General features: G+C 61.7%; 22 protein-coding genes. 20 read left to right on the top strand and 2 right to left on the bottom strand.

All coding sequences use genetic code 11. The features are described 5' to 3' along the window. The first annotated feature begins 50 nt into the window (after positions 1 to 50). From NHF53_RS19695 to NHF53_RS19635, 13 genes are all read left to right on the top strand, one after another. Positions 51 to 575, top strand: a complete 525-nt coding sequence (locus tag NHF53_RS19695) for a protease inhibitor Inh/omp19 family protein (RefSeq protein ID WP_252835706.1) — start codon at positions 51 to 53, stop codon at positions 573 to 575. Positions 576 to 626: 51 nt separating this feature from the next. After that, positions 627 to 1,790, top strand: a complete 1,164-nt coding sequence (gene zapE, locus NHF53_RS19690; RefSeq protein ID WP_252835705.1) for a cell division protein ZapE — start codon at positions 627 to 629, stop codon at positions 1,788 to 1,790. Between the two features lie 178 nt (positions 1,791 to 1,968). Further along, a complete protein-coding gene (gene mdh, locus NHF53_RS19685; RefSeq protein ID WP_252835704.1) occupies positions 1,969 to 2,931 on the top strand; it encodes a malate dehydrogenase in 963 nt (320 codons plus the stop codon). Between the two features lie 31 nt (positions 2,932 to 2,962). After that, positions 2,963 to 4,156, top strand: a complete 1,194-nt coding sequence (gene sucC, locus NHF53_RS19680; protein ID WP_114362880.1) for an ADP-forming succinate--CoA ligase subunit beta — start codon at positions 2,963 to 2,965, stop codon at positions 4,154 to 4,156. Between the two features lie 17 nt (positions 4,157 to 4,173). Then, entirely contained in the window at positions 4,174 to 5,076 is a 903-nt protein-coding gene (gene sucD, locus NHF53_RS19675) for a succinate--CoA ligase subunit alpha (RefSeq protein ID WP_252835703.1), read from the top strand. Between the two features lie 167 nt (positions 5,077 to 5,243). Next, on the top strand, positions 5,244 to 8,228 hold the full coding sequence (locus NHF53_RS19670) for a 2-oxoglutarate dehydrogenase E1 component (protein WP_252835702.1): 2,985 nt from the start codon (positions 5,244 to 5,246) through the stop codon (positions 8,226 to 8,228). Between the two features lie 62 nt (positions 8,229 to 8,290). Then, positions 8,291 to 9,505, top strand: a complete 1,215-nt coding sequence (odhB, locus tag NHF53_RS19665) for a 2-oxoglutarate dehydrogenase complex dihydrolipoyllysine-residue succinyltransferase (protein WP_252835701.1) — start codon at positions 8,291 to 8,293, stop codon at positions 9,503 to 9,505. Positions 9,506 to 9,715: 210 nt separating this feature from the next. Next, positions 9,716 to 10,357, top strand: a complete 642-nt coding sequence (locus NHF53_RS19660; protein WP_114363008.1) for a LysE family transporter — start codon at positions 9,716 to 9,718, stop codon at positions 10,355 to 10,357. Between the two features lies 1 nt (position 10,358). Beyond that, positions 10,359 to 10,853, top strand: coding sequence for a hypothetical protein (locus NHF53_RS19655; protein WP_252835700.1), 495 nt, complete (start codon positions 10,359 to 10,361; stop codon positions 10,851 to 10,853). Continuing rightward, positions 10,850 to 11,602, top strand: coding sequence for an SDR family oxidoreductase (locus NHF53_RS19650; RefSeq protein ID WP_252835699.1), 753 nt, complete (start codon positions 10,850 to 10,852; stop codon positions 11,600 to 11,602). Before NHF53_RS19655 ends, NHF53_RS19650 begins: the two co-directional genes overlap by 4 nt. 24 nt (positions 11,603 to 11,626) lie before the next feature. Beyond that, positions 11,627 to 13,033: a dihydrolipoyl dehydrogenase gene (gene lpdA / locus NHF53_RS19645; protein ID WP_252835698.1), complete on the top strand. Its 1,407-nt coding sequence runs from the start codon at positions 11,627 to 11,629 to the stop codon at positions 13,031 to 13,033. A 114-nt stretch (positions 13,034 to 13,147) separates the two neighbouring features. Continuing rightward, entirely contained in the window at positions 13,148 to 13,648 is a 501-nt protein-coding gene (locus tag NHF53_RS19640) for a cytochrome b (protein ID WP_252835697.1), read from the top strand. A gap of 44 nt (positions 13,649 to 13,692) precedes the next feature. Next, complete coding sequence (locus NHF53_RS19635) at positions 13,693 to 14,184, top strand: DUF2867 domain-containing protein (RefSeq protein WP_252835696.1); 492 nt, start codon at positions 13,693 to 13,695, stop codon at positions 14,182 to 14,184. On the opposite strand, the gene NHF53_RS19630 is transcribed toward NHF53_RS19635, so the two are convergent. Beyond that, on the bottom strand, positions 14,174 to 15,268 hold the full coding sequence (locus NHF53_RS19630; RefSeq protein ID WP_252835695.1) for a TraB/GumN family protein: 1,095 nt from the start codon (positions 15,266 to 15,268) through the stop codon (positions 14,174 to 14,176). The genes NHF53_RS19635 and NHF53_RS19630 overlap by 11 nt on opposite strands. Positions 15,269 to 15,349: 81 nt before the next feature. Further along, positions 15,350 to 16,285, bottom strand: a complete 936-nt coding sequence (locus tag NHF53_RS19625; RefSeq protein ID WP_252835694.1) for a tyrosine recombinase XerC — start codon at positions 16,283 to 16,285, stop codon at positions 15,350 to 15,352. A 137-nt stretch (positions 16,286 to 16,422) separates the two neighbouring features. Here NHF53_RS19625 and NHF53_RS19620 point away from each other — a divergent pair, with 137 nt between their 5' ends. The 7 genes from NHF53_RS19620 (at position 16,423) to atpD (ending at position 24,844) form a co-directional block, all read left to right on the top strand. Next, positions 16,423 to 17,322, top strand: a complete 900-nt coding sequence (locus tag NHF53_RS19620) for a GNAT family N-acetyltransferase (protein WP_252835693.1) — start codon at positions 16,423 to 16,425, stop codon at positions 17,320 to 17,322. A 74-nt stretch (positions 17,323 to 17,396) separates the two neighbouring features. Beyond that, a complete protein-coding gene (locus NHF53_RS19615; RefSeq protein WP_252835692.1) occupies positions 17,397 to 19,598 on the top strand; it encodes a primosomal protein N' in 2,202 nt (733 codons plus the stop codon). Positions 19,599 to 19,709: 111 nt separating this feature from the next. Continuing rightward, the gene (locus NHF53_RS19610) at positions 19,710 to 20,093 is read left to right on the top strand and encodes a DUF4345 domain-containing protein (protein ID WP_114362892.1); all 384 of its coding nucleotides are present in this window, start codon (positions 19,710 to 19,712) and stop codon (positions 20,091 to 20,093) included. Between the two features lie 259 nt (positions 20,094 to 20,352). Further along, positions 20,353 to 20,919 (top strand): F0F1 ATP synthase subunit delta, encoded by a 567-nt coding sequence (locus NHF53_RS19605; RefSeq protein WP_252835691.1) that lies wholly within the window; start codon positions 20,353 to 20,355, stop codon positions 20,917 to 20,919. Continuing rightward, the gene (gene atpA, locus NHF53_RS19600; protein ID WP_252835690.1) at positions 20,919 to 22,448 is read left to right on the top strand and encodes a F0F1 ATP synthase subunit alpha; all 1,530 of its coding nucleotides are present in this window, start codon (positions 20,919 to 20,921) and stop codon (positions 22,446 to 22,448) included. Before NHF53_RS19605 ends, atpA begins: the two co-directional genes overlap by 1 nt. Positions 22,449 to 22,477: 29 nt before the next feature. Further along, entirely contained in the window at positions 22,478 to 23,356 is an 879-nt protein-coding gene (locus NHF53_RS19595) for a F0F1 ATP synthase subunit gamma (protein ID WP_114362894.1), read from the top strand. Between the two features lie 24 nt (positions 23,357 to 23,380). Next, positions 23,381 to 24,844: a F0F1 ATP synthase subunit beta gene (gene atpD / locus NHF53_RS19590; protein ID WP_252835689.1), complete on the top strand. Its 1,464-nt coding sequence runs from the start codon at positions 23,381 to 23,383 to the stop codon at positions 24,842 to 24,844. Positions 24,845 to 24,902: the final 58 nt, after the last annotated feature.

The following is a 24,902-nucleotide window of genomic DNA, read 5'->3' as shown; positions in this document are numbered from 1 at the left end:
CGTGTTCCTGCGCGATTGACCCAATGAAGCGGATGAACGGGAGTATCGATATGAAATTCAAATATGCCGCGACGGGTGTTGCTGTCGTGCTTTCGCTTGCTGGCTGCCAGCGGACATCTTACAGCGGTCTCGATAACTCGTCGTCATCGCTGCCGCCGTTGCAGGCTCAACCCGTGCCGTCGGTACAGTCCGGCCAGCTTCCGCCGCCCGGCGGCGTTACTGATCCTTCGCAGTTCCCGGCGGCCCCCGCCGGCGCGCCGACTTCGGTTGCTACTGCGGCGCCCGCGACGGCTCTCGACGTCACCAAGGAATCGATGGTCGGCAACTGGCGTGTCACGAATGCCGGCGCCTCTTGCGATATGTTCCTGACGCTCACCAATCTCGGCGCCGGTTCGCGCGGTGGCACCCGCGGCTGTGCCGGCCCGCTGACCACGATGGGATCGTGGGAGGTCGAGGGCAAGCAGGTCGTGCTCAAGGACCGTAACGGCAATGTGATCGGCCGCCTCTACAAGACCGCGGACGCTCGCTTCGACGGAACGACCAATAACGGCCAGCCGGTCAGCCTCAGCCGTTAGTCCCAATTCTGGAGCGGGCCCAACCTTCCTCGTTCCCGCTCGGAGCATCCGATGCAACCCATCCCCGATTATGCGCATAGCGTATGCGAGCACTTGCGCTTGCAGGCCGCCGCCGGCCTGTTGCAGGCCGACTCCGCCCAGATGGAGGTGGCGCAGTCTCTCGACAACATTCTGTTTGATCTGAGGCAGCAGCGCCCTGCGGCAAAGTCGAGCGCACTCGGCTGGATGTTCGCCCGCAAGAAGAAGCCCGTCGGTACACGACGTGGCCTCTACGTCCATGGGAGTGTCGGGCGCGGCAAGACGATGCTCATGGACGTCTTCTTCAAGTTCGCCCCGGTGGAGAAGAAGCGTCGTGCACATTTCCATGAGTTCATGGCAGACGTCCACGCACGTATCCACGCCCATCGCGTGAAGCTGAAGAACGGCGAGACGCGGCAGGCCGACCCGGTTCCTCCAGTGGCGGCCGCATTGCGCGAGGAAGCGGAATTGCTCTGCTTCGACGAGTTCACCGTCACCGATATCGCCGATGCGATGATCCTGTCGCGGCTATTCACGGAGCTCTTCTCGCGGGGCTGCATTCTTGTCGCCACTTCGAACGTGGAACCGGACAATCTCTACCGGGACGGGCTCAACCGTGGCCTCTTCCTTCCCTTCGTCGCACTTCTGAAACGGCACGTCGACGTCATCAGCCTGGACTCACCGACCGACTACCGGATGGAGAAGAACCAGCACCTGCCGGTCTATGTGACGCCGCTCGACGAGCGTGCCGATCTGGCGATGAATGCGGCCTGGCACAGCCTCGTTGCGGGCAGACCCGAGGCCTCGCTGGAGATCGAGAGGGGTGGCCGGTCGGTACATGTCCCTTGCGCCGCCGGGAGAATGGCACGGTTCACCTTTGCAGACCTTTGCGAAAAGCCGCTCGGCGCGTCGGACTATCTCGAAATCGCTAGGAGGTTCGATACGGTCTTCCTCGAACATGTCCCGTGTCTCGGCCCTGAAAAGAGAAACGAGACGAAGCGGTTCATCATATTGGTCGACGCTCTCTACGACCACTCGGTGCGGCTGTTCGTTTCCGCCGCGGCAGCGCCAGAGGATCTTTTGACGGTGCGAAAGGGAACCGAGGGCTTTGAATTCGACCGCACCGTTTCACGCCTTTTCGAGATGCGGAGCGCCGACTATCTTGCCCTGCACAAGCGCCAACGTCAGCAAATGTGACGATCTCGGGTCATAAATTTTTACGTTTACGTAAGAAAATAATGATCTAACCGATTGAAAATCCTATCGCCAAAAGAATCGGTTGCGGTTTTTCTTGGTTTTGTCTATGCGATCTGACGCAACGGTCGGCATAAAGCCAATGTCTGCCCGGGTTTTGGATCTAGAAGGAAGCTCTTCAATGGCGCGCAAAAAGATCGCACTTATCGGTTCTGGAATGATCGGTGGCACGCTGGCGCATCTCGCCGGCCTCAAGGAATTGGGCGACATCGTCCTGTTCGATATCGCCGACGGCATTCCGCAGGGCAAGGGGCTCGACATTGCCGAATCCTCGCCAGTCGAAGGCTTCAATGCCAAGCTGACCGGCGCGAGCGACTATGCCGCCATCGAAGGTGCCGATGTCTGCATCGTGACCGCCGGCGTCGCCCGCAAGCCGGGCATGAGCCGCGACGATCTGCTCGGCATCAACCTGAAGGTCATGGAGCAGGTCGGTGCGGGCATCAAGAAGTATGCGCCGAACGCCTTCGTCATCTGCATCACCAACCCGCTCGACGCCATGGTCTGGGCACTCCAGAAGTTCTCGGGCCTGCCGAAGAACATGGTCGTCGGCATGGCCGGCGTGCTCGACAGTGCGCGTTTCCGCCACTTCCTTTCCGAAGAATTCAACGTTTCGGTCCAGGACGTCACCGCATTCGTTCTGGGTGGCCACGGTGATACCATGGTGCCGCTCGCCCGCTACTCGACCGTTGCCGGCATTCCGCTCACCGACCTCATCAAGATGGGCTGGGTCACCAAGGAACGCCTCGAGGAAATTATCCAGCGCACCCGCGACGGCGGCGCCGAAATCGTTGGCCTGCTGAAGACCGGTTCTGCCTATTATGCGCCGGCCGCTTCGGCGATCGAAATGGCCGAATCCTACCTCAAGGACAAGAAGCGCGTCCTGCCTTGCGCAGCCCATCTTTCCGGCCAGTACGGCGTCAAGGACATGTATGTCGGCGTGCCGACCGTCATCGGTGCCGGTGGCGTCGAGCGCATCATCGAGATCGACCTCAACAAGGCGGAAGAGGAAGCCTTCCAGAAGTCCGTCGGCGCCGTCGCCGGCCTCTGCGAAGCCTGCATCAATATCGCCCCGGCGCTGAAGTAACCGCCCCGACCCATCAAACAGGGACAAGACGATGAACATTCACGAATACCAGGCCAAGGCTCTCCTGAAGGGCTACGGCGCACCGGTTGCCGAAGGCGTGGCCATCCTCAAGGTGGAAGAAGCCGAAGCTGCCGCAAAGAAGCTTCCCGGCCCGCTCTACGTGGTCAAGAGCCAGATCCACGCCGGTGGCCGTGGCAAGGGCAAGTTCAAGGAACTCGGCCCCGACGCCAAGGGCGGCGTCCGCCTCGCCAAGTCGATCGACGAAGTCGTCGCGCATGCCAAGGAAATGCTCGGCAACACGCTGGTGACGGCGCAGACCGGCGAGGCCGGCAAGCAGGTCAACCGCCTCTATATCGAGGACGGCGCCGACATCGCCCGCGAACTCTATTGCTCGCTGCTGGTCGACCGTTCGGTCGGTCGCGTTGCCTTCGTCGTTTCGACCGAAGGCGGCATGGACATCGAGGCGGTCGCGCATGACACGCCGGAAAAGATCCACACGATCGCGATCGACCCGGAAGCCGGCGTCACCGCTTCGGATATCGCAAAGATCTCAAAGGCGCTCGAGCTCGAAGGGGCTGCGGTCGAAGACGCGAAGTCGCTGTTCCCGGCGCTTTACAAGGCCTTCGACGAGAAGGATATGTCGCTTCTCGAGATCAACCCGCTGATCGTCATGAAGAATGGCCATCTGCGCGTCCTCGACGCCAAGGTTTCCTTCGACGGCAACGCGCTGTTCCGTCATGACGACGTCCGTGCCCTGCGCGACGAAACCGAGGAAGACGCCAAGGAAATCGAGGCTTCCAAGTGGGACCTCGCTTACGTCGCGCTCGACGGCAACATCGGCTGCATGGTCAACGGTGCCGGTCTCGCCATGGCGACGATGGACATCATCAAGCTCTACGGCGCCGAGCCGGCCAACTTCTGCGACGTCGGCGGCGGTGCCGGCAAGGAGAAGGTGGCTGCAGCCTTCAAGATCATCACGGCCGACCCGAAGGTCGAGGGCATCCTCGTCAACATCTTCGGCGGCATCATGAAGTGCGACGTCATTGCCGAAGGCGTGATCGCCGCGGTGAAGGAAGTCGGCCTGAAGGTTCCGCTCGTCGTGCGCCTCGAAGGCACCAATGTCGAACTTGGCAAGAAGCTCCTGAATGAATCGGGCCTCGCGATCACCGCGGCCGACGATCTCGACGACGCTGCCAAGAAGATCGTCGCGGCGATCAACGGCTAATTGAAGGACCGGAACACATGTCCATTCTCGTAAACAAGAACACCAAGGTCCTCGTACAGGGCCTCACCGGCAAGACCGGCACCTTCCACACCGAACAGGCGCTCGCCTATTACGGCACGCAGATGGTCGGCGGTATCCATCCGAAGAAGGGTGGCGAAACCTGGACCGGTTCCAAGGGTGAAGCCCTGCCGATCTTCGCGACTGTTGCCGAAGGCAAGGAAAAGACCGGCGCTGACGCGACCGTGATCTACGTTCCGCCGGCAGGCGCCGCTGACGCGATCATCGAGGCGATCGAAGCCGAGATCCCGTTCATCACCTGCATCACCGAGGGTATCCCGGTCATGGACATGGTGCGGGTCAAGGCCAAGCTCGACAAGTCGAAGTCGCGCCTGCTCGGACCGAACTGCCCCGGCATCCTGACCCCGGAAGAGTGCAAGATCGGCATCATGCCGGGCTCGATCTTCCGCAAGGGTTCGGTCGGTATCGTTTCGCGCTCCGGCACGCTGACCTATGAAGCCGTGTTCCAGACCTCGAACGAGGGCCTCGGCCAGACGACGGCTGTCGGCATCGGCGGCGACCCGGTCAAGGGTACGGAATTCATCGACGTGCTGGAGATGTTCCTCGCGGATGAGGCCACGACCTCGATCATCATGATCGGTGAAATCGGCGGCTCCGCCGAAGAGGATGCCGCCCAGTTCCTGATCGACGAAGCCAAGAAGGGTCGCAAGAAGCCGATGGCCGGCTTCATCGCCGGTCGCACGGCGCCGAAGGGTCGCACCATGGGTCACGCCGGCGCCGTCGTTTCCGGCGGCAAGGGCGATGCGGAATCCAAGATCTCCGCGATGGAAGCGGCCGGCATCAAGGTATCGCCTTCGCCGGCACGTCTCGGCAAGACGCTGGTCGAAGTCCTGAAGGGCTGACCTATCTAAGACAAAAGGCCGGGCAAAGGGAGGGTTAGGAATCCCTTTGCCCGGATCTGGCATTTCAGCCACTGCGAACGCGGATCGCATCGAGAGTGGCAAAGCGGCGGGCCGGTCTTCGGCCATCACCACAAGTGGGAGGCGGGCGTGAAAGGCCCGCGAACAGTATGGCAAGGCAAGAAGCCAACGAGCAGTTCCTGATCACGTCGTTCCTCGACGGATCGAACGCAGCTTATATCGAGCAGCTTTATGCGCGTTACGAGGATGATCCGGCCTCCGTGCCGACCGAGTGGCAGTCCTTCTTCAAGGCGCTGGACGACAAGCCCGAAGACGTGAAGAAGGCGGCAGCCGGAGCATCCTGGCAACGCAAGAACTGGCCGATCTCGGCCAACGGCGAGCTCGTGTCCGCACTCGACGGAAACTGGGGCTTGGCCGAGAAGGCCATCGAAACCAAGGTCAAGGCGAAAGCTGTCGCGGCAGGAACCCCGCTCAGTGAAGCCGAAATCGTGCAGGCGACGCGGGATTCCGTCCGCGCCATCATGATGATCCGTGCCTATCGCATGCGCGGCCACCTGCATGCCAGTCTCGATCCGCTCGGCCTTGCTGCTCCGGTTGACGATTACAACGAACTCTCGCCCGCAGCGTACGGCTTCACGGAGGCCGACTACAGCCGCAAGATCTTCATCGACAACGTCCTGGGTCTGGAATACGCCACGATCCCGGAAATGCTCGATATTCTGAAGCGCACCTATTGCTCGACGCTCGGTGTCGAGTTCATGCACATCTCCAACCCGGAAGAGAAGGCATGGATCCAGGAGCGCATCGAAGGCCCGAACAAGGGCGTCGAGTTCACGGCAAACGGCAAGAAGGCCATTCTGTCCAAGCTCATCGAGGCGGAAGGCTTCGAGCAGTTCATCGACGTCAAGTACAAGGGCACGAAGCGTTTCGGTCTCGACGGTGGTGAATCGCTGATCCCGGCGCTGGAACAGATCATCAAGCGTGGTGGTCAGGAGGGCCTCGAGGAAATCGTTCTCGGCATGGCGCATCGCGGGCGCCTGAACGTACTCACAAACGTGATGGCCAAGCCGCATCGCGCTGTGTTCCACGAATTCAAGGGTGGTTCCTTCAAGCCCGACGAAGTCGAAGGCTCCGGTGACGTCAAGTACCACCTCGGCGCTTCCTCCGACCGCGAATTCGACGGTAACAAGGTGCACCTCTCGCTGACGGCGAACCCGTCGCATCTCGAAATCGTCAACCCGGTCGTCATGGGCAAGGCCCGCGCCAAGCAGGACCAGCTCGCCAAGGTCTGGGAAGGCGACATCATCCCGCTCAAGGAGCGATCAAAGGTCCTTCCGCTGCTGCTGCATGGCGATGCGGCCTTCGCCGGCCAGGGCGTCGTCGCGGAAATCCTCGGCCTTTCCGGCCTGCGTGGTCACCGGGTCGCCGGCACCATGCACTTCATCATCAACAACCAGATCGGCTTTACCACGAACCCGGCCTTCTCGCGCTCGTCGCCCTATCCGTCCGACGTCGCGAAGATGATCGAGGCGCCGATCTTCCATGTGAACGGCGACGATCCGGAAGCGGTGGTCTACGCGGCGAAGGTTGCGACCGAGTTCCGCATGAAGTTCCACAAGCCGGTCGTGGTCGACATGTTCTGCTATCGCCGCTTCGGTCACAACGAAGGCGATGAGCCGGCGTTCACCCAGCCGAAGATGTACAAGGCGATCCGCAGCCACAAGACGGTCGTGCAGCTCTATGCAGAGCGCCTGATCGCGGAGGGACTGATCACCGAAGGCGACTTCGAGAAGATGAAGGCCGACTGGCGTGCCCATCTCGAGCAGGAGTTCGAGGCGGGCCAGGCCTACAAGCCGAACAAGGCCGACTGGCTGGATGGCGTCTGGTCGGGGCTCAGGGCCGCGGACAATGCTGACGAACAGCGCCGCGGCAAGACCTCGGTGCCGATGAAGACGCTGAAGGAGATCGGGCGCAAGCTTTCGACGATCCCGGAAGACTTCAAGGCGCATCGCACCATTCAGCGCTTCATGGACAACCGGGCGCAGATGGTCGAGACCGGCGAAGGGATCGATTGGGCGATGGCCGAAGCGCTCGCCTTCGGATCGCTCTGCCTCGACGGGCACAAGATCCGACTTTCGGGCCAGGATTGTGAACGCGGCACGTTCTCGCAGCGCCATTCGGTGCTCTACGATCAGGAGACCGAGGAACGCTACATTCCGCTCGCCAATCTGTCGCCGACCCAGGCGCGCTACGAAGTCATCAACTCGATGCTTTCGGAAGAGGCGGTGCTCGGCTTCGAATACGGCTACTCGCTTGCCCGTCCGAATGCACTGACCCTCTGGGAAGCGCAGTTCGGCGACTTCGCCAATGGTGCGCAGGTCGTGTTCGACCAGTTCATCTCGTCGGGTGAACGCAAGTGGCTCCGCATGTCCGGTCTGGTCTGCCTGCTGCCGCACGGCTACGAAGGGCAGGGGCCTGAACATTCGTCCGCTCGTCTGGAACGCTTCCTGCAGCTCTGCGCGGAAGACAACATGCAGGTCGCCAACTGCACGACCCCGGCCAACTACTTCCATATCCTGCGCCGGCAGATGAAGCGCGACTTCCGCAAGCCGCTCATCCTGATGACGCCGAAGTCGTTGCTGCGCCACAAGCGTGCGGTTTCGTCGCTGTCGGAGATGGCCGGCGAGTCGTCGTTCCACCGTCTGCTGTGGGACGATGCCGAAGTCGTGAAGGACGGCCCGATCAAGCTGCAGAAAGACAACAAGATCCGCCGCGTCGTCATGTGCACGGGCAAGGTCTACTACGACCTGCTCGAGGAGCGCGAAAAGCGTGGCATCGACGACATCTACCTCCTGCGCATCGAGCAGCTCTATCCGTTTCCGGCCAAGGCACTCATCAATGAGCTGTCGCGGTTCCGGAATGCCGAGATGGTCTGGTGCCAAGAAGAGCCGAAGAACATGGGTGCGTGGTCGTTCATCGATCCGTATCTCGAATGGGTACTTGCCCACATCGATGCCAAGTACCAGCGTGTCCGCTACACCGGGCGCCCTGCGGCGGCGTCGCCGGCGACGGGCCTGATGTCGAAGCACCTGGCACAGCTCGAAGCATTCCTCGAGGATGCGTTGGGGGGCTGACGCTCCCCTCGCACAACCGACCCATTCGACAGAAACCGATAACTGATCAACGGAATTAAATCATGGCCACAGAAATCCGAGTCCCCACCCTGGGCGAATCCGTCAGTGAAGCCACGGTCGGCACCTGGTTCAAGAAGGTTGGCGATACCGTGAAGGCCGACGAGCCTCTCGTCGAACTCGAAACCGACAAGGTGACCGTCGAAGTCCCGGCTCCGGCCTCGGGCGTCCTCACGGAGATCGTCGCTGCGAACGGCGAGACCGTTGGTCTGGGCGCCCTTCTCGGTCAGATCGCCGAAGGCGCCGCCGGCTCTGCAGGCGCTGCTGCTCCCGCACCTGCCGCGACTCCAGCCCCTGCTGTCGCCGCTGCTCCTGCTGCTCCCTCGGCCATGCCGGCTGCCCCGGCCGCTGCCAAGCTCGCTGCCGACAACAACATCTCGACCTCGGACGTCGAAGGCTCCGGCAAGCGCGGCCAGGTGCTGAAGGGCGACGTTCTCGCCGCAATCGCCAAGGGTCCCGCGGCCCCGGCTCCGGCTGCCGCACCGGCTGCTCCACGCCCGGCTTCTTCGGTCGACGATGCTTCTCGTGAAGAGCGCGTGAAGATGACCCGCCTGCGCCAGACGATCGCCAAGCGCCTGAAGGACGCGCAGAATACCGCCGCAATGCTTACCACCTACAACGAGGTGGACATGAAGGCGGTCATGGACCTGCGCAACCGCTACAAGGACATCTTCGAGAAGAAGCATGGCGTGAAGCTCGGCTTCATGGGCTTCTTCACCAAGGCCGTCACGCATGCGCTCAAGGAACTGCCGGCGGTCAACGCCGAAATCGACGGCACCGACATCATCTACAAGAACTACTGCCATGTCGGCGTCGCCGTCGGCACCGACAAGGGCCTCGTCGTTCCGGTTGTACGCGATGCGGACCAGATGTCGATCGCTGAGATCGAGAAGGAAATCGGTCGCCTCGGCAAGGCCGCGCGCGACGGCGCGCTCTCGATGGCTGACATGCAGGGCGGTACGTTCACCATCTCGAACGGCGGTGTCTACGGCTCGCTGATGTCGTCGCCGATCCTGAATGCGCCACAGTCGGGTATCCTCGGCATGCACAAGATCCAGGAACGTCCGGTCGCCATCGGCGGTCAGGTCGTCATCCGCCCGATGATGTATCTGGCGCTTTCCTATGACCACCGCATCGTCGACGGCAAGGAAGCCGTGACCTTCCTCGTCCGCCTCAAGGAGAGCCTCGAAGATCCGGAGCGTCTCGTTCTCGATCTTTAAGGACAGCGACGGGGCGCCTCTGGCGCCCCGATGTCTCCGTGGGAGGGCGTGCCAACCTGCCATTCAGTCGACAGAGCGGCGCTCAATTTCACGGTCTTGTGTTGCAGCGGGCTCGTCGGAGCGCGCAACGGCCTTCTGCCGGGGTGTCGCAGCGGATCGCTTGTTGCTAGAGTCGCAGCGACGTCTTCAGATGCGGAGTTCCTTTCGATGATGCAGCACTACGTTCTAGAACTCCTCTCGCTGATGGCGATCTTCTCCTTCGCTATCGTTTCTCCGGGTGCTGACCTCGCCATGGTCATCCGCCAGTCGCTGGTGCATGGCCGGCGGGCCGCAATCATCACCAGCTTTGGCATTGGCGTATCGCTGATGTTCCACGTCACTTATACGATCCTCGGCCTCGGTCTGATCATTTCCAAGTCCATTCTGCTCTTCAACGTCATCAAGTGGTGTGGTGTCGCCTATCTCGTCTATATCGGCGTACAGGCCCTGCGCGCCGGCGAGGCGAGTGTCGGCCCAGCGGAGGCAACCGAGGCGGACGCAGAAAGGCGACAGTCGGGGATCAAGGCGTTCGGCCTCGGCTTCATGGCGAACGCGCTTAATCCGAAGGCCGTTTTCTTCTTTCTTTCGATCTTCTCGGCGGTTGTCAGCCACGAGACGCCGGGGCTGGTGAAGCTCGGCTACGGCTTTGTCATGGCAGCCTGCCTGATCGCCTGGTTCGTAGGCGTCTCCTTCTTCATGACCACTCCGCGGATGCGCGCGGCATTTTCCCGGGCGAGCAAGTGGATCAATCGGGCCTCCGGGCTCGTCTTCATCGCCTTCGGGCTGAAGCTTGCGGCAGCAAAGGCGAGCTGAGATGCCGGGCGTGAGGTCTGTCGCAATCGTCGCCTTCTCCCTGTTGGGAGTGCGGTCGCTCGCGGCTGCCGAATGCCCGATCGAAAAGGCGATCTACGTCGAACCGGAGGCGCGCGCCGAGTTGCGGTTTGCACGCACGGACGGGGAGAATTCGCCGCTCAGTCATCGCTTCGCCCTGATCCTCGGCGGCAAGCACTTCGATGGGCACGTGATGTACGATCCCGAAATCGAACGGCCGGTTGCCATGGTCCTCAACAACTGCCCCGAAGGAGACGTTACGGGCGCCGACATTGCCGCATGCACCGTCTGGCGCGGCATAATTTATGCGAGCGACGAACGGAAAGGCGGCATCGGCCTGCTGCCGTCCGAAGGAGAGGCAGCGGCACCGGCGATCGTGTTGCCCGGTTTCGGGCCGGCATGGGTGGCGTCATCCGTGGGCAAGTCTACCGACACGACGCCATGGGATGTCTTCTCTCTGGAAGGATGCGATCAATGAGTGACGGACCGGTTCTTCTGATCACGGGTGCGAGCCGCGGCATCGGAGCGGCGGTCGCCCGCAAGGCCGCCGGGTTCGGCTGGCAGGTGTTGATCAACTACGTTTCGCAGGAGGGCGCCGCGACGGCACTTGCTGCCGAGATTGCGGCCCTAGGCGGCGTTGCCGATGTCGTCCAGGGCGATACCGGCACTGAAGACGGCATTGCGGCGATCTACGCGAGACTTGATGCACGCTTTGGCCGCCTCGACGGACTGGTCAACAATGCCGGTATCGTCGACGTGTCCGCCCGCGTCGAGTACTTCAGCCGTGAGAGGCTAGACCGCATGTTCGCCATCAACGTGATCGGCAAGATTCGTTGCGCCGCCGAGGCGGTGAAGCGCATGTCCACGAACAATGGCGGACGAGGCGGTGCCATCGTCAACGTGTCGTCGATGGCGGCGGTTCTCGGCAGTGCGGGTCAGTATGTCGACTATGCCGCATCGAAAGGCGCCATCGACACCTTCACCGTCGGCCTCGCTCGCGAAGTGGCCGACGAAGGGATACGCGTCAACGCCGTCCGGCCGGGCATCATCGACACCGACATCCATGCATCCGGGGGCATTCCGGATCGGGCCAGTGCACTTGCTTCGACGATTCCCATGCAGCGTCCCGGCAAACCGGACGAGGTCGCCGATGCGATCCTTTATCTCCTCTCCAGCCAGGCATCTTATGTGACTGGCTCCATCTTGAATGTCAGCGGCGGACGATAGTCGCCGAATACGAAGGAAGCAGTCATGTCTTATGATGTCATCATTATCGGATCCGGCCCCGGCGGTTACGTGTGCGCGATCAAGGCGGCACAGCTGGGCCTGAAGGTCGCCGTCGTCGAGAAGCGCGCGACCTACGGCGGCACCTGCCTGAACGTCGGCTGCATCCCGTCAAAAGCGCTTCTGCACGCGTCGGAAATGTATCACCACGCCGCTCATGGCATGGACGCGCTCGGCGTCGAGCTTGCAGCTCCCAAGCTCAACCTCGCAAAGATGATGGCTCACAAGGATGCGACCGTGAAGTCGAATGTCGAGGGCGTCTCGTTCCTCTTCAAGAAGAACAAGGTCGACGGTATCCAGGGTACGGGCAAGATTCTCGCGTCCGGCAAGGTCGAAGTCACCAATGACAAGGGTGAGACGCAGGTTCTCGAGGCCAAGAATATCATCATTGCGACCGGATCCGAGGTCGCCGGCATTCCGGGTGTTCAGGTCGACATCGACGAGAAGGTGATCGTTTCCTCCACGGGTGGCATCGCCCTCGACAAGGTGCCCGCCAAGATGATCGTCGTCGGCGGCGGCGTGATCGGGCTCGAACTCGGTTCAGTCTGGTCGCGTCTCGGCGCCAAGGTTACCGTGGTCGAGTATCTCGACAACATCCTCGGCGGTATGGACGGCGAAGTGTCGAAGCAGTTCCAGCGCATGCTTGCCAAGCAGGGCATGGAGTTCAATCTCGGCGCCAAGGTCACGGGCGTCGAGAAGACGGACAAGGGCGCAAAGGTCACCTTCGAGCCCGTCAAGGGCGGCGAGGCTCAGACGCTCGAAGCCGACATTGTGCTGGTCGCCACCGGTCGCAAGCCCTACACGGCGGGTCTCGGGTTGGAAGAGGCCGGCGTTGCGCTCGACAATCGCGGACGTGTGGAGATCGACAGTCACTTCCGCACCAACGTCGCGGGTATCTATGCGATCGGCGATGTCGTCCGTGGTCCGATGCTCGCCCACAAGGCCGAGGACGAGGGTGTGGCGCTGGCGGAAATCCTTGCCGGCCAGCACGGCCACGTGAACTATGACGTCATCCCCGGCGTCGTCTACACGCAGCCGGAAGTTGCCTCCGTCGGCAAGACCGAGGAGGAACTGAAGGCCGCCGGTGTCGCCTACAAGGTCGGCAAGTTCCCGTTCAGCGCCAACGGCCGTGCGCGTGCGATGCTTGCGACCGACGGCTTCGTCAAGGTTCTCGCGGACAAGCAAACCGACCGAGTACTCGGCGTCCACATCGTGGGCTTCGGCGCCGGCGAGATGATTCACGAGGCGGCTGTTCTGATGGAGTTCGGCGGCTCGTCGGAGGATCTCGGCCGGACCTGCCACGCGCATCCGACGATGTCGGAAGCGGTTAAGGAGGCAGCGCTCGCGACCTTCTTCAAGCCGATCCACATGTGATACGCATGCCGGACTAAATCTTCTTAATGGTAGAAGCCGCGGCTTGCCAAACGGGCCGCGGCTTCTATCATCCGGCCGTAATCGCCCTGAAACTTTTTGACAAAAGGCAAGAAGATGACATCCTCCCCCGTAATCTCCTACTCCCTATCCCAGCGGCTGATCCACTGGATCATGGCCGCGCTGATTTTGTTCAACCTCCTGTTCACCGAAGGCATGGAGGAGCTCACGGAGGCCGCGGAAGAAGGTCAGGCGGTGACACCTGACATGATTGCGTCCGCCAACATTCACGCCTATGTCGGTATTGTAGTGCTCTGTCTTGCCGTCATCCGGCTGATCCTGCGCTTCACGCAGGGCGTGCCGGCGGCCCCCGCCGATGAGACACCGCTGGCGCAGATGGCCTCGAAAGTCACCCACGCGACCTTCTATCTGCTATTCTTCGTGATGCCGATCGCCGGCATTGCCGCTTACTACTTCGACATCGAGGCGGCCGGTTCTCTCCACGCAGAGCTGCTGAAGCTGTTGATGTGGGCGCTGATTGTCCTCCACGTCGGTGCGGTTCTCGTCCACCAGTTCGTCTGGAAGACGCCCGTGGCGCAACGGATGATCAAAGGCTGAACTACGGCTTTCAGCTGTGACATAAGACAAGAACAGGAAGCGCCATGCTCGATGTTTTTCCTGAGAGCCCGGCGCTTCCGCATCTCGCCTTGATAGAGGCAGACTGGGCCGATCGATATGTGGTGATTAGTCCGGGACAGGCGATGCCGGCGATTCGTGCGGCTCAATTGGCGCTTGGTCAGCCGCCTGTCTGGGTGCGCCGTCTGCTCGACATTCGCAATCGCGTTGTCGCGCCGTTTGGCCTAAAGGCTGCGGATTCGAAGCCTGGGGAGGCGGGTTCTGTCGGCGCCTTTGCGATCGTCAGCGAGCGAGACGATCAGGTCGTCCTGGGCTTCGACGACAGGCATCTGGATTTCCGCATCGTGATTGAAGTGGCTTCTGCTGGGACTGTCGGCAGCAAGGTCTCCGTCACGACGCTGGTCAAGAGGCACAATACTCTCGGCCGGCTCTACATTCTTGCGGTTACGCCTTTTCACAGGCTGATCGTGAGAACCACGCTTGGCCGTCTTGCGGGTCCGGTGGTCGTCAGCCGTTGACTGCCGTTACGCTATACCCCTGTTTGCGTAGCAGCTCGACCAAACCTTCGTTGCCCGGAAGGTGCAGGGCTCCGACTGCAATGAAGACGCCACCCTTTGCGAGGAGCGGCATCGCCCGCTCAGCCATTGTCTTGTTGCGGTCGAGAACGATTCGACGTTCGAAAGCGGCGTAACCGCTGTCACTGTCACCCGTCTTGCCCGGCGCGACCTTCTGCAGCATCGGCATAGTCATGCCGATCTCGCCTGTCGTGTAGAGCCTGACCATCGTCTCGACGACGTCGTTCATCCGGTCGCCTAAGGCTACAGTTTCGATCAAAGCCTGGAGATGAAAGTCGACGGGCAGAGAAGACACTGCCTCCAATTGCTCGGCAAAGGTCTCGAGGCCGACCACCGGCTTGCCGGCCTTTACCGCCTCCTCGGCAATATGTTTGTCGAGAAAGGAAGCGCCTTTTGCCTTGCGTGCGACCTCGCATCCGGGCAGTGCGACGAAGCTCGAGATGATCCAAGGCTTCATGCGCAGGACTGTCGCGAGCGGGATTCCGCGCTGCTGCAGTCCTGCCTCCAGACGGGTCGCATCTTCGGCCGAGAGGTGGTCGGTAATCGACGTGCCATCGGTGAACATCGTGAGATCTGGCCGGAGCAGAATTGCCGCGGCCGCCTTCTTGTCGTCGAGGATCTCGTCGGACTCGACGACGATCGTCGATGAGACGGCGAGAGCCTCCGGTGCCCCTTTCGGCATCCTGAGGACGCGCGGATCGGTCACGTGCATGGTGCCGAGCAGGTAGGACGGTGCGAGGCCATCCTTTTCTATTTTCCAGAAAATGCCCTTGCCGTTCGGGGTCTTTGCCGCCTCCCGGAGAATTGCCTCGTAGGCGCCGGAATCCTTCTGCTTCAAGTCCGAAAGAAGATCGATACCCGGGCACGCGCTATTGCTTTCCGCGCGAGCGGGGGAGAGGGAGGTCAGGACAAGGAGAAGCGACAAGGCGAGCGCCACATGGAGCGCGGCCAAGAACCAGAGGACCAGATCGCCCATACGTGCGAGGGAATGATGCGATCCGTTTCGGTTGAAGAGGCTGGCGAACATGGAAGCGCTCCGGTTGCGATCGCGGCAGACTACGCCCGCCGCTCCTCACGTTTCTTTAATGTGATTGGTTAACGCGGGAAGTCAGGCGCGAGGATGTGCCTTCTCGTAGACGTCGAGGAGCCTCGCTGCGTCGACTGCGGTGTAGACCTGCGTCGTCGAGAGGCTCGCATGTCCCAGCAGTTCCTGGATCGTGCGCAGATCGCCGCCGCCGCTCAAGAGGTGGGTGGCAAAGGAGTGGCGGAGTGCATGGGGTGTGGCGGAGTCGGGCAGTCCGAGCGCGGAGCGCAGGCGCTGCATCTCCCGCTGGATGATCGCCGGCTGCAACCTGCCACCGCGTACGCCACGGAACAGCGGACCGTCCGCCTCCAGATGGTAGGGGCAAAGCCGCACGTAGCTCTCGACGGCCTCCCTGACGACCGGCAGCAGGGGTACGATTCGAGTCTTGCGGCCTTTGCCGGTGACACGCAACGTGCTGCCGTCGCCGTCAAAGGCCTTCGGTGTCAAATCGAGCGCTTCGGAAATACGCAGCCCGCAGCCGTAGAGAAGGGTCAGGACGGCGGCGTTGCGTGCCGCGATCCAGGGCTCGTCGCTCAGCTGGGAGTCTGCCTGCACCACGGATATCGCCTGGTGTCCCGTCAGCGGCTTCGGTAGGGACTTCGGTTGTTTCGGCGATCGAATGGCGCCCGCACCCGCGGCGTTGACGAGCCCTTTCCTCTCCATGTGACGGAGAAATGAGCGAAGTCCGGCAAGATGCCGTCCGAGCGAACGTGCACCTGAACCTTCCCGTCTGCGGGCGGCAAGGAAGGCGCGCAAGTCCGCCGGCCTGAGCTCGGCGATATCGTTCACGCCGGGCGGAGCGCCGAGATGTGTGGTGAGAAAGGTGAGGAACTGGCGCGTATCCCGTTCATAGGCTTCGAGCGTGTTGTCGGCGAGCCGTCTCTCGCCCGCGAGGCTTTCCAGCCACTGTTGGCGTTCCTTCATGAGATCTGGTGCGGCGATGAGGAGCAGCACGTTCAAGGGTACGAACCTTTACTTTGAGAGCCTGCTGAACCAACATGCCCGGCATGTGTTAGTGAAGAGCTAACATGTAGATTCGTCATGCTTCCATCACATTGAGCTGCGATGGAAGCTGATCGACAGAACCGGGGTATTCCATGGCTCGCCGTGATTCGACGACGATGTTGGGACAGTTTGCAGAGGCCGTCGCCCTGGTATCGCAAGGTCAACCCGGACATATCGTCGATACGCTGATCGCGGAGCGCGGCGAAAAGATCGTCAAGCACCCGCTCTGGCCGGTGATGCGGCCATTCCTCTATACGCTGCTGCGCTATGCCAAGGCGATCGAATTCGCTGACGATGTTGCCAACATGCCCGGCTTTCAGGCGTTCGAATATCTGAGCAATGTGCTGCAGCTCGATATTCAGGTGCGCAATCTCGACCGTATTCCTTCCTCGGGCGGCTTCATCATGGTCAGCAACCACCCGACGGGTATCGCCGACGGGGTGGCCGTCTTCGACCTTCTGAAGGAGCGGCGGCCGGACATGATGTTCTTCGCCAACCGCGACGCCGTGCGCGTGAACCCGCGGTTGGCCGAGATGGTGATCCCCGTTGAATGGCGGGAGGAATACAAGAGCAAGCTCAAGGCGCGAGAAACGCTGCAACTCACCAACCGTGCCGTGGCAGAGCAGAAGGCGACGATCCTCTTTCCCTCCGGGCGCATCGCGTACTGGGCTAATGGGCGCCTCAATGAGCGCCCGTGGAAGACCTCGGCCGTCGGTCTCGCCCGCAAGTACAACCTGCCGATACTGCCGATTCACATGAAGGCGCGCAATTCGGGGCTCTTCTACTGGTTCGCCAAGTGGTCGACGGAGCTCCGTGACATGACGGTCTTCTATGAGCTCCTCAACAAGAAGGGTGATCGCTTCGAATTCACCATCGGGCAGATGATCCCGCCGGAGCAGCTCGAAGGCGATGCCGTCGAGGTGACCGCCGCGCTCGAACGGCACACAGTTCACCGGCTTGCGGCGGACGGGGACGCGTTGTTCTCGCGGTGAACGACACGCACTCGTAGCGTCCGTGTCGCTTTTCCGGTTTCTTTTCGGGCGCACGCGGTTCAATTTGCACACCGATGAAAGACGATTCGCCCGAACTCTTCGCCGCTCCGAAAGCTCGCGTGGTCCCGGTTCTGGTTCCCATGCCTGCGCCGGTTCCCTATTCCTATGCGGTGCCGGAGGGTATGGCGGTCGAACCGGGTTCCATCGTGCAGGTGCCGCTCGGTCCCCGTCAGGTAATCGGTGTTGTCTGGGATGGACCAGAGGGGGGAGAGGTCGACCCGCGCAAGCTCCGTCCGATCGAGAAGGTCTTCGATTGTCCGCCGATCGACACGAACATGCGCAGCTTTCTCAACTGGGTCGCCAGCTACACCCTGTCTCCACCGGGACTCGTCGCCCGAATGGCGCTTCGGGCGCCCGCGGCTTTCGATCCAGACCCGATGGTTGAAGGATTGCGCTTTTCCGGCATTGTACCGGAGCGCATGACATCTGCACGGCGCAAGGTGCTCGACCTTGCGGGTGATGGACTGTCCTGGACGAAGAGCGGCCTTGCCCATGCGAGCGGCGTGTCGGCGAGCGTGATCGACGGGCTTGCCGCCCAGGGCGTGTTCGAAACCGTTTTCCTGCCACCGCCGCCCCTGGTCGCGACTCCGGACGCGGACTACGCGCCGGCACGCCTCGAGGGTCCGCAGAAGGAAGCGGCGGCGGATATCCTCGAAGGTATCCGGAGCAGCGGGTTTTCGGTCGCCTTGATCGATGGTGTTACGGGCTCCGGCAAGACAGAGGTCTATTTCGAGGCGATTGCGGAGACCATCCGGCAGGGCCGGCAGGTATTGATCTTGCTGCCGGAAATTGCCCTCACGGCGAATTTCCTGGAGCGTTTCCATGATCGCTTCGGATCAAAACCGGCGGAATGGCATTCCGATCTCGCCACCCGCACACGCGAAAAGGTCTGGCGGCAGGCCGCGACCGGCGAGGTCCGCGTCGTCGCCGGTGCGCGATCGGCTCTCTTCCTTCCGTTCGAAGATCTCGGCCTGATTATTGTTGATGAGGAGCACGACCCGGCGTTCAAGCAGGAGGATCGGGTTTTCTACAATGCCCGCGACATGGCGGTGGTGCGTGCCAGGATCGGGGACTTTCCGGTCGTTCTTGTCTCCGCCACGCCTTCCGTGGAAAGCCAGGTCAATTGCCTTGCCGGGCGCTACAGGCGCATCCATCTGCCGACGCGGTTCGCCGGTGCTGCGCTACCGGACCTTCATCTCATCGACATGCGGCGACATCCGCCGGAACGTGGCGGCTTCCTTTCCCCCGTTTTGCTCAAAGCCGTCGGCAAGACCGTGGAGCGTGGCGAGCAAGCACTGCTCTTCCTCAATCGTCGCGGCTATGCGCCCCTGACGCTTTGCCGGGTCTGCGGTCACCGCTTCCAGTGTCCGCAATGTTCGAGCTGGCTGGTGGAACACCGCTTCCGTGGCCAGATCCAGTGCCATCAGTGCGGTTACGCCGAGCCGACGCCGCAAGCCTGTCCCGAATGCGGGACGCTGGATCATCTGGTGGCTTGTGGCCCCGGTGTGGAGCGCATCGCCGAGGAGGTTGAGCGGCACTTCCCGGATGCGAGAACGCTGGTGCTTTCCTCGGATCTCGGTGGCGTCAAGCGCCTCCGGCTCGAACTGGAGGCGATCGCCAACGGCGAAGCAGACATCGTGATCGGCACGCAGCTTGTCGCGAAGGGACACAACTTTCCCTTGATGACTCTCGTCGGCATTGTCGATGCCGATATCGGCCTTGCGAATGGTGACCCGCGCGCAGCCGAACGGACGTTCCAGCTGCTCTCGCAGGTCACCGGTCGTGCCGGACGCACCGGACGAAAGAGCCACGGTCTCATCCAGACGTTCCAGCCTCAGCATCCGGTGATGCAGGCGCTCGTTTCGGGTGACGCGGCGGCGTTCTACGAGCGCGAGATTGCCGAACGGGAGCGGGCGGGGCTTCCGCCTTTTGGTCGGCTCGTTTCGATCATCGTCTCCGCCGATACGCGCGGGGAGGCGGAAGCGCATGCGCGGCAACTGCGGAATTCGGCACCCGCTATGGACGGGGTCGCGATCCTGGGACCTGCCGAGGCGCCTCTCGCCCTGATCCGCGGCCGGCACCGTTTCCGTCTGCTGGTCCACGGTCGGCGCAGCAGCGACATGCAGGCCTTTGTTCGCACCATGCTCGAACGTGGACCGAAAGAGAGGCGCTCCGTCCATGTGCAGGTGGACGTCGATCCGCAGAGCTTTCTCTGAGCCGGCCGCGCAGGCACTCTGGAAAATGGCCCGCGATTCCACTAGGGAGAGAAGCGGAAAGCCGACGAACTCCGGCGAGACGAAGGCCGGCCGGCGCATGAGAGGGGCAACATGGAATTCTATTTTCCGACGGAATTTGGCGAGCAACTGGCCTTCGTATCGGCGGTCATCACGGCATTGATCGGTCTTGTCGTAATGTTCGCCCCGGGCCTGACGCTCAGGTTTTGCGGGCTCCAACCGCGTGAAGGAATGGCGGAAGGTTTCGCAGCTGCTCGTTCCCATGGCGGCATGCTGTTCGGCTTCGCGGCCGGTGCATTGCTGCTTGCTCAGCCGATGGTCTATCTCGCCTTCGGCGCTGCGCTTGCGATGTCCGTCTTCGGACGGGTACTCTCGGTCATGTCGGACGGCGGCAGTTCTCTGCGCGGAATTCTACTTTTGGTTGTTGCTGCAGTGCTTGCCTCACTGCCGATAGCCTATGTCTTCGGACTGACTTAAGCTCTATCAGGCCAGCTTGACCGAGGTCTTTGTCCAATTCGGCGTGGCCGGATACAAAATTGCCGCTTTGGGCTTGTGCTAAAGGCGTAATCGGGCAATACGCGTGTTGCGAGTCTAGACTTCGTATGCTAGACGGACCGCGAAATTCGGAGAAAGCAAGTCTCTCTGGCTTGTGTTTCTGGGGAAAACGTAACGATTTCAAAACTGTAGCGCTTCCATGCGGAAGTGGCGGCGGTGTTGGGTCAAAATCAGGGAATTTTTGCCCGTGGCAGACACATCCCAGCTTATCTCAGGTGTGGCGGAGCGCTATGCTTCCTCGCTTTTCGAGCTTGCGCTCGAAGCCGGCGCCGTCGATACCGTGGGTGCCGATCTTGATCGTTTCCAGGCGATGATCGATGTCAGCGCTGATCTGAAGCGCCTCGTTCAGAGTCCGGTCTTCTCTGCAGAGGATCAGGTCAAGGCCGTCGCGGCGCTTTGCGAGAAGGCAGGCATCGGTGGTCTGGTCGGCAACTTCCTCAAGGTCGTCGCCGGCAATCGTCGTCTTTTTGCCATTGCTGGAATGATTACGGCGTTCCGCCGTATCGCTGCTCGTCACCGTGGCGAGATCACGGCGGAGGTTACCTCCGCCCACGCGCTGAGCGGCGGACAGGAAAACGAACTGAAGGCGGCGCTGAAGGGCGTGACCGGAAAGGATGTGGCGGTCTCCGTAACCGTGGATCCTTCCATTCTCGGCGGCCTGATCGTCAAGGTCGGCTCCCGCCAGATCGACACGTCTCTTCGCACCAAACTTTCCACCCTTAAGCTTGCACTGAAAGAGGTTGGCTGATGGATATCCGCGCCGCGGAAATTTCCGCAATTCTTAAAGATCAAATCAAAAATTTCGGCAAAGAGGCTGAGGTCTCGGAAGTCGGCCAGGTGCTTTCCGTCGGTGACGGTATCGCCCGCGTCTACGGCCTCGACAACGTCCAGGCCGGCGAAATGGTCGAATTCCCGGGCGGCATCCGCGGCATGGCGCTCAACCTCGAAGCCGACAACGTCGGCGTCGTTATCTTCGGTAACGACCGCGACATCAAGGAAGGCGATACCGTCAAGCGTACCGGTGCCATCGTCGACGTTCCTGTCGGTCCGGAACTGCTCGGCCGCGTCGTCGACGCCCTCGGCAATCCGATCGACGGCAAGGGCCCGATCAATGCTACCCGTCGCGCCCGCGTCGACGTCAAGGCTCCGGGCATCATTCCGCGCAAGTCGGTTCATGAACCGATGTCGACGGGCCTCAAGGCCATCGACGCCCTGATCCCGGTCGGTCGTGGCCAGCGCGAGCTCGTCATCGGCGACCGTCAGACCGGCAAGACCGCCATCATTCTCGATACGATCCTCAACCAGAAGGCCATTCACGACAATGGCCCGGACGGGGACAAGCTGTTCTGCGTCTATGTGGCCATCGGCCAGAAGCGCTCGACCGTTGCCCAGTTCGTGAAGGTTCTGGAAGAGCGTGGCGCGCTGAAGTACTCGATCATCGTTGCTGCGACCGCGTCCGACCCGGCTCCGATGCAGTATCTCGCTCCGTTCGCGGGTTGCGCGATGGGCGAATACTTCCGCGACAACGGCCAGCACGCCCTGATCGGCTACGACGACCTGTCGAAGCAGGCCGTTGCCTATCGTCAGATGTCGCTGCTGCTGCGCCGTCCGCCGGGCCGCGAAGCTTATCCGGGCGACGTTTTCTACCTGCACTCCCGTCTGCTGGAGCGCGCCGCAAAGCTCTCCGACGAGCGTGGCGCCGGCTCGCTGACCGCTCTGCCGGTCATCGAAACCCAGGGCAATGACGTTTCGGCCTTCATTCCGACCAACGTGATCTCGATCACCGACGGCCAGATCTTCCTTGAAACCGACCTGTTCTACCAGGGCATCCGTCCGGCCGTTAACGTCGGCCTCTCGGTTTCTCGCGTGGGTTCTTCGGCGCAGATCAAGGCGATGAAGCAGGTTGCCGGCTCGATCAAGGGCGAGCTCGCCCAGTATCGTGAAATGGCCGCCTTCGCCCAGTTTGGTTCGGACCTGGATGCTGCGACGCAGCGCCTGCTGAACCGCGGTGCGCGCCTGACCGAACTTCTGAAGCAGCCGCAGTTCTCGCCGCTGAAGACGGAAGAACAGGTGGCCGTGATCTTCGCTGGCGTCAACGGTTACCTCGACAAGATCGGCGTCAACCAGGTCGGCAAGTTCGAGCAGGGCCTCCTCTCCTACCTTCGCTCGGAAGGCAAGGCCATTCTCGACGCCATCCGTACGGAGAAAGCGATCAGCGACGACACCAAGGGCAAGCTCAAGGCTGCTCTGGATTCGTTCGCCAAGTCGTTCTCGTAATCGGGGCTCAAGCCAAGGACGGATAACGGATGCCTTCACTTAAGGATCTGAAAAACCGGATCGCCTCCGTCAAGGCGACGCAGAAAATCACCAAGGCGATGAAGATGGTCGCCGCGGCGAAGCTGCGTCGTGCGCAGGAGGCGGCCGAGGCCGCTCGTCCCTATTCGCAGCGCATGGGTGCCGTCCTTGCCAATATCGCCCAGGCGGTCGGCAGCGATGACAGCGCACCGCGGCTGATGACCGGGACCGGCAAGGACGATGTGCATCTGCTCATCGTCTGCACCGCCGAGCGCGGCCTTTGCGGCGGTTTCAATTCGCAGATCGCCCGCTTTGCCCGCGACCATGCGCGCAGGCTTCTCGCCGCCGGCAAGACCGTCAAGATCTTCTGCGTCGGCAAGAAGGGCTACGACAGTCTGCGTCGCGAGTTTGCCGCCAGCATCGTCGAGCGTACAGACCTTCGCGAAGTCAAGCGCATTAGCTTTGAAAATGCCGACACGATTGGCCGCAAGGTCATCTCGATGTTCGACAAGGGCGAGTTCGACGTTGCGACCTTGTTCTATTCGGAATTCAAGTCCGTTATCAGCCAGGTTCCGACCGCACAGCAGCTGATCCCGGCTGCTGTTCCGGAAGCGGTCGCCGCAACGGGTGCGTCCGCCGTCTATGAATATGAGCCCGATGCCGGTGCGATCCTCAGCGATCTCATTCCGCGCAACATCTCGGTGCAGGTCTTCCGGGCTCTGCTCGAAAACGTCGCCGGTGAAATGGGCGCCAAGATGAGCGCAATGGACAATGCGACGCGCAATGCCGGCGAGATGATCAACAAGCTGACGCTCTCGTACAACAGACAGCGCCAAGCCCAGATCACCAAGGAACTCATTGAAATCATTTCGGGCGCGGAAGCGCTCTGAGGTTAAGGAAAGAGGGTAAGAAACATGGCTAAGGCAGCTACCCCGAAATCTACCGCGGCGAAGGCCGCAACCGGCTCCGCAGGCCGGGTTACCCAGGTCATCGGTGCTGTTGTTGACGTTGCGTTCGACGGCGAGCTGCCTGCGATCCTGAACGCGCTGGAGACCGACAACGGCGGCAATCGCCTCGTTCTCGAAGTTGCTCAGCACCTCGGCGAAAACCAGGTTCGCACGATCGCGATGGACTCGACCGAAGGTCTGGTTCGCGGCCAGCCGGTTATCGATAGCGGCGCTCCGATCACCGTTCCGGTCGGTCCCGAGACGCTCGGCCGCATCATGAACGTCATCGGCGAGCCCGTCGATGAAGCTGGCCCGCTGGTCACCTCCGGCAAGCGCGCCATCCACCAGGAAGCTCCGGCCTACATCGAGCAGTCGACTGAAGCCCAGATCCTCGTCACCGGCATCAAGGTCGTCGACCTTCTCGCTCCTTACGCCAAGGGCGGCAAGATCGGCCTGTTCGGCGGCGCCGGCGTCGGCAAGACGGTTCTCATCATGGAACTGATCAACAACGTCGCCAAGGCGCACGGCGGTTACTCGGTATTCGCCGGCGTTGGCGAACGTACCCGCGAAGGCAACGACCTCTATCACGAAATGATCGAGTCGGGTGTCAACAAGCACGGCGGTGGCGAAGGCTCCAAGGCCGCCCTCGTTTACGGCCAGATGAACGAACCGCCGGGCGCCCGCGCTCGCGTCGCTCTGACCGGTCTGACGATCGCTGAAGATTTCCGCGACAAGGGTCAGGACGTTCTGTTCTTCGTCGACAACATCTTCCGCTTCACCCAGGCTGGTTCGGAAGTTTCCGCACTTCTCGGCCGTATCCCGTCGGCCGTTGGTTATCAGCCGACGCTGGCCACCGACATGGGTGCAATGCAGGAACGCATCACCACCACGACCAAGGGTTCGATCACCTCGGTTCAGGCCATTTACGTTCCCGCCGACGACTTGACCGACCCGGCGCCGGCAACCTCGTTCGCCCACCTGGACGCAACGACCGTTCTGTCGCGTTCGATCGCCGAAAAGGGCATCTACCCGGCCGTCGACCCGCTCGACTCCACCTCGCGCATGCTCGACCCGCTGGTCGTCGGCGAAGAGCACTACGAAGTCGCTCGTAAGGTTCAGTCGACCCTGCAGCGCTACAAGGCTCTCCAGGACATCATCGCCATTCTCGGCATGGACGAACTGTCGGAAGACGACCGCATCGCGGTTGCCCGCGCCCGCAAGATCGAGCGCTTCCTGTCCCAGCCGTTCTTCGTCGCTGAAGTCTTCACCGGTTCGCCGGGCAAGCTGGTTGCTCTCGAAGACACGATCAAGGGCTTCAAGGGCCTGGTCAACGGCGAGTACGACCACCTGCCGGAAGCAGCCTTCTACATGGTTGGCTCGATCGAGGAAGCCATCGAGAAGGCGAAGAAGCTGGCGGCCGAAGCTGCCTGATCATGCAACGGGCGCGCGTTCTGACGCGCGCCTCTGCTCCTCCATTTAAAAAGTGAAG

This window comes from Ciceribacter sp. RN22 (assembly GCF_024054295.1).
Taxonomy (GTDB): Bacteria; Pseudomonadota; Alphaproteobacteria; order Rhizobiales; family Rhizobiaceae; genus Allorhizobium; species Allorhizobium lividum.
The sequence above is the reverse complement of the archived record's forward strand: the minus strand, read 5'-3'. Positions and strand labels throughout refer to the sequence as shown.

Excerpts from the sequence above, each read along its gene's own strand:
- NHF53_RS19695 (WP_252835706.1), top strand. The coding sequence starts at position 51 with ATGAAATTCAAATATGCCGCGACGGGTGTTGCTGTCGTGCTTTCGCTT.
- zapE (WP_252835705.1), top strand. The coding sequence starts at position 627 with ATGCAACCCATCCCCGATTATGCGCATAGCGTATGCGAGCACTTGCGC.
- mdh (WP_252835704.1), top strand. The coding sequence starts at position 1,969 with ATGGCGCGCAAAAAGATCGCACTTATCGGTTCTGGAATGATCGGTGGC.
- sucC (WP_114362880.1), top strand. The coding sequence starts at position 2,963 with ATGAACATTCACGAATACCAGGCCAAGGCTCTCCTGAAGGGCTACGGC.
- sucD (WP_252835703.1), top strand. The coding sequence starts at position 4,174 with ATGTCCATTCTCGTAAACAAGAACACCAAGGTCCTCGTACAGGGCCTC.
- NHF53_RS19670 (WP_252835702.1), top strand. The coding sequence starts at position 5,244 with ATGGCAAGGCAAGAAGCCAACGAGCAGTTCCTGATCACGTCGTTCCTC.
- odhB (WP_252835701.1), top strand. The coding sequence starts at position 8,291 with ATGGCCACAGAAATCCGAGTCCCCACCCTGGGCGAATCCGTCAGTGAA.
- NHF53_RS19660 (WP_114363008.1), top strand. The coding sequence starts at position 9,716 with ATGCAGCACTACGTTCTAGAACTCCTCTCGCTGATGGCGATCTTCTCC.
- NHF53_RS19655 (WP_252835700.1), top strand. The coding sequence starts at position 10,359 with ATGCCGGGCGTGAGGTCTGTCGCAATCGTCGCCTTCTCCCTGTTGGGA.
- NHF53_RS19650 (WP_252835699.1), top strand. The coding sequence starts at position 10,850 with ATGAGTGACGGACCGGTTCTTCTGATCACGGGTGCGAGCCGCGGCATC.
- lpdA (WP_252835698.1), top strand. The coding sequence starts at position 11,627 with ATGTCTTATGATGTCATCATTATCGGATCCGGCCCCGGCGGTTACGTG.
- NHF53_RS19640 (WP_252835697.1), top strand. The coding sequence starts at position 13,148 with ATGACATCCTCCCCCGTAATCTCCTACTCCCTATCCCAGCGGCTGATC.
- NHF53_RS19635 (WP_252835696.1), top strand. The coding sequence starts at position 13,693 with ATGCTCGATGTTTTTCCTGAGAGCCCGGCGCTTCCGCATCTCGCCTTG.
- NHF53_RS19630 (WP_252835695.1), bottom strand. The coding sequence starts at position 15,268 with ATGTTCGCCAGCCTCTTCAACCGAAACGGATCGCATCATTCCCTCGCA.
- NHF53_RS19620 (WP_252835693.1), top strand. The coding sequence starts at position 16,423 with ATGGCTCGCCGTGATTCGACGACGATGTTGGGACAGTTTGCAGAGGCC.
- NHF53_RS19615 (WP_252835692.1), top strand. The coding sequence starts at position 17,397 with ATGAAAGACGATTCGCCCGAACTCTTCGCCGCTCCGAAAGCTCGCGTG.
- NHF53_RS19610 (WP_114362892.1), top strand. The coding sequence starts at position 19,710 with ATGGAATTCTATTTTCCGACGGAATTTGGCGAGCAACTGGCCTTCGTA.
- atpA (WP_252835690.1), top strand. The coding sequence starts at position 20,919 with ATGGATATCCGCGCCGCGGAAATTTCCGCAATTCTTAAAGATCAAATC.
- NHF53_RS19595 (WP_114362894.1), top strand. The coding sequence starts at position 22,478 with ATGCCTTCACTTAAGGATCTGAAAAACCGGATCGCCTCCGTCAAGGCG.
- atpD (WP_252835689.1), top strand. The coding sequence starts at position 23,381 with ATGGCTAAGGCAGCTACCCCGAAATCTACCGCGGCGAAGGCCGCAACC.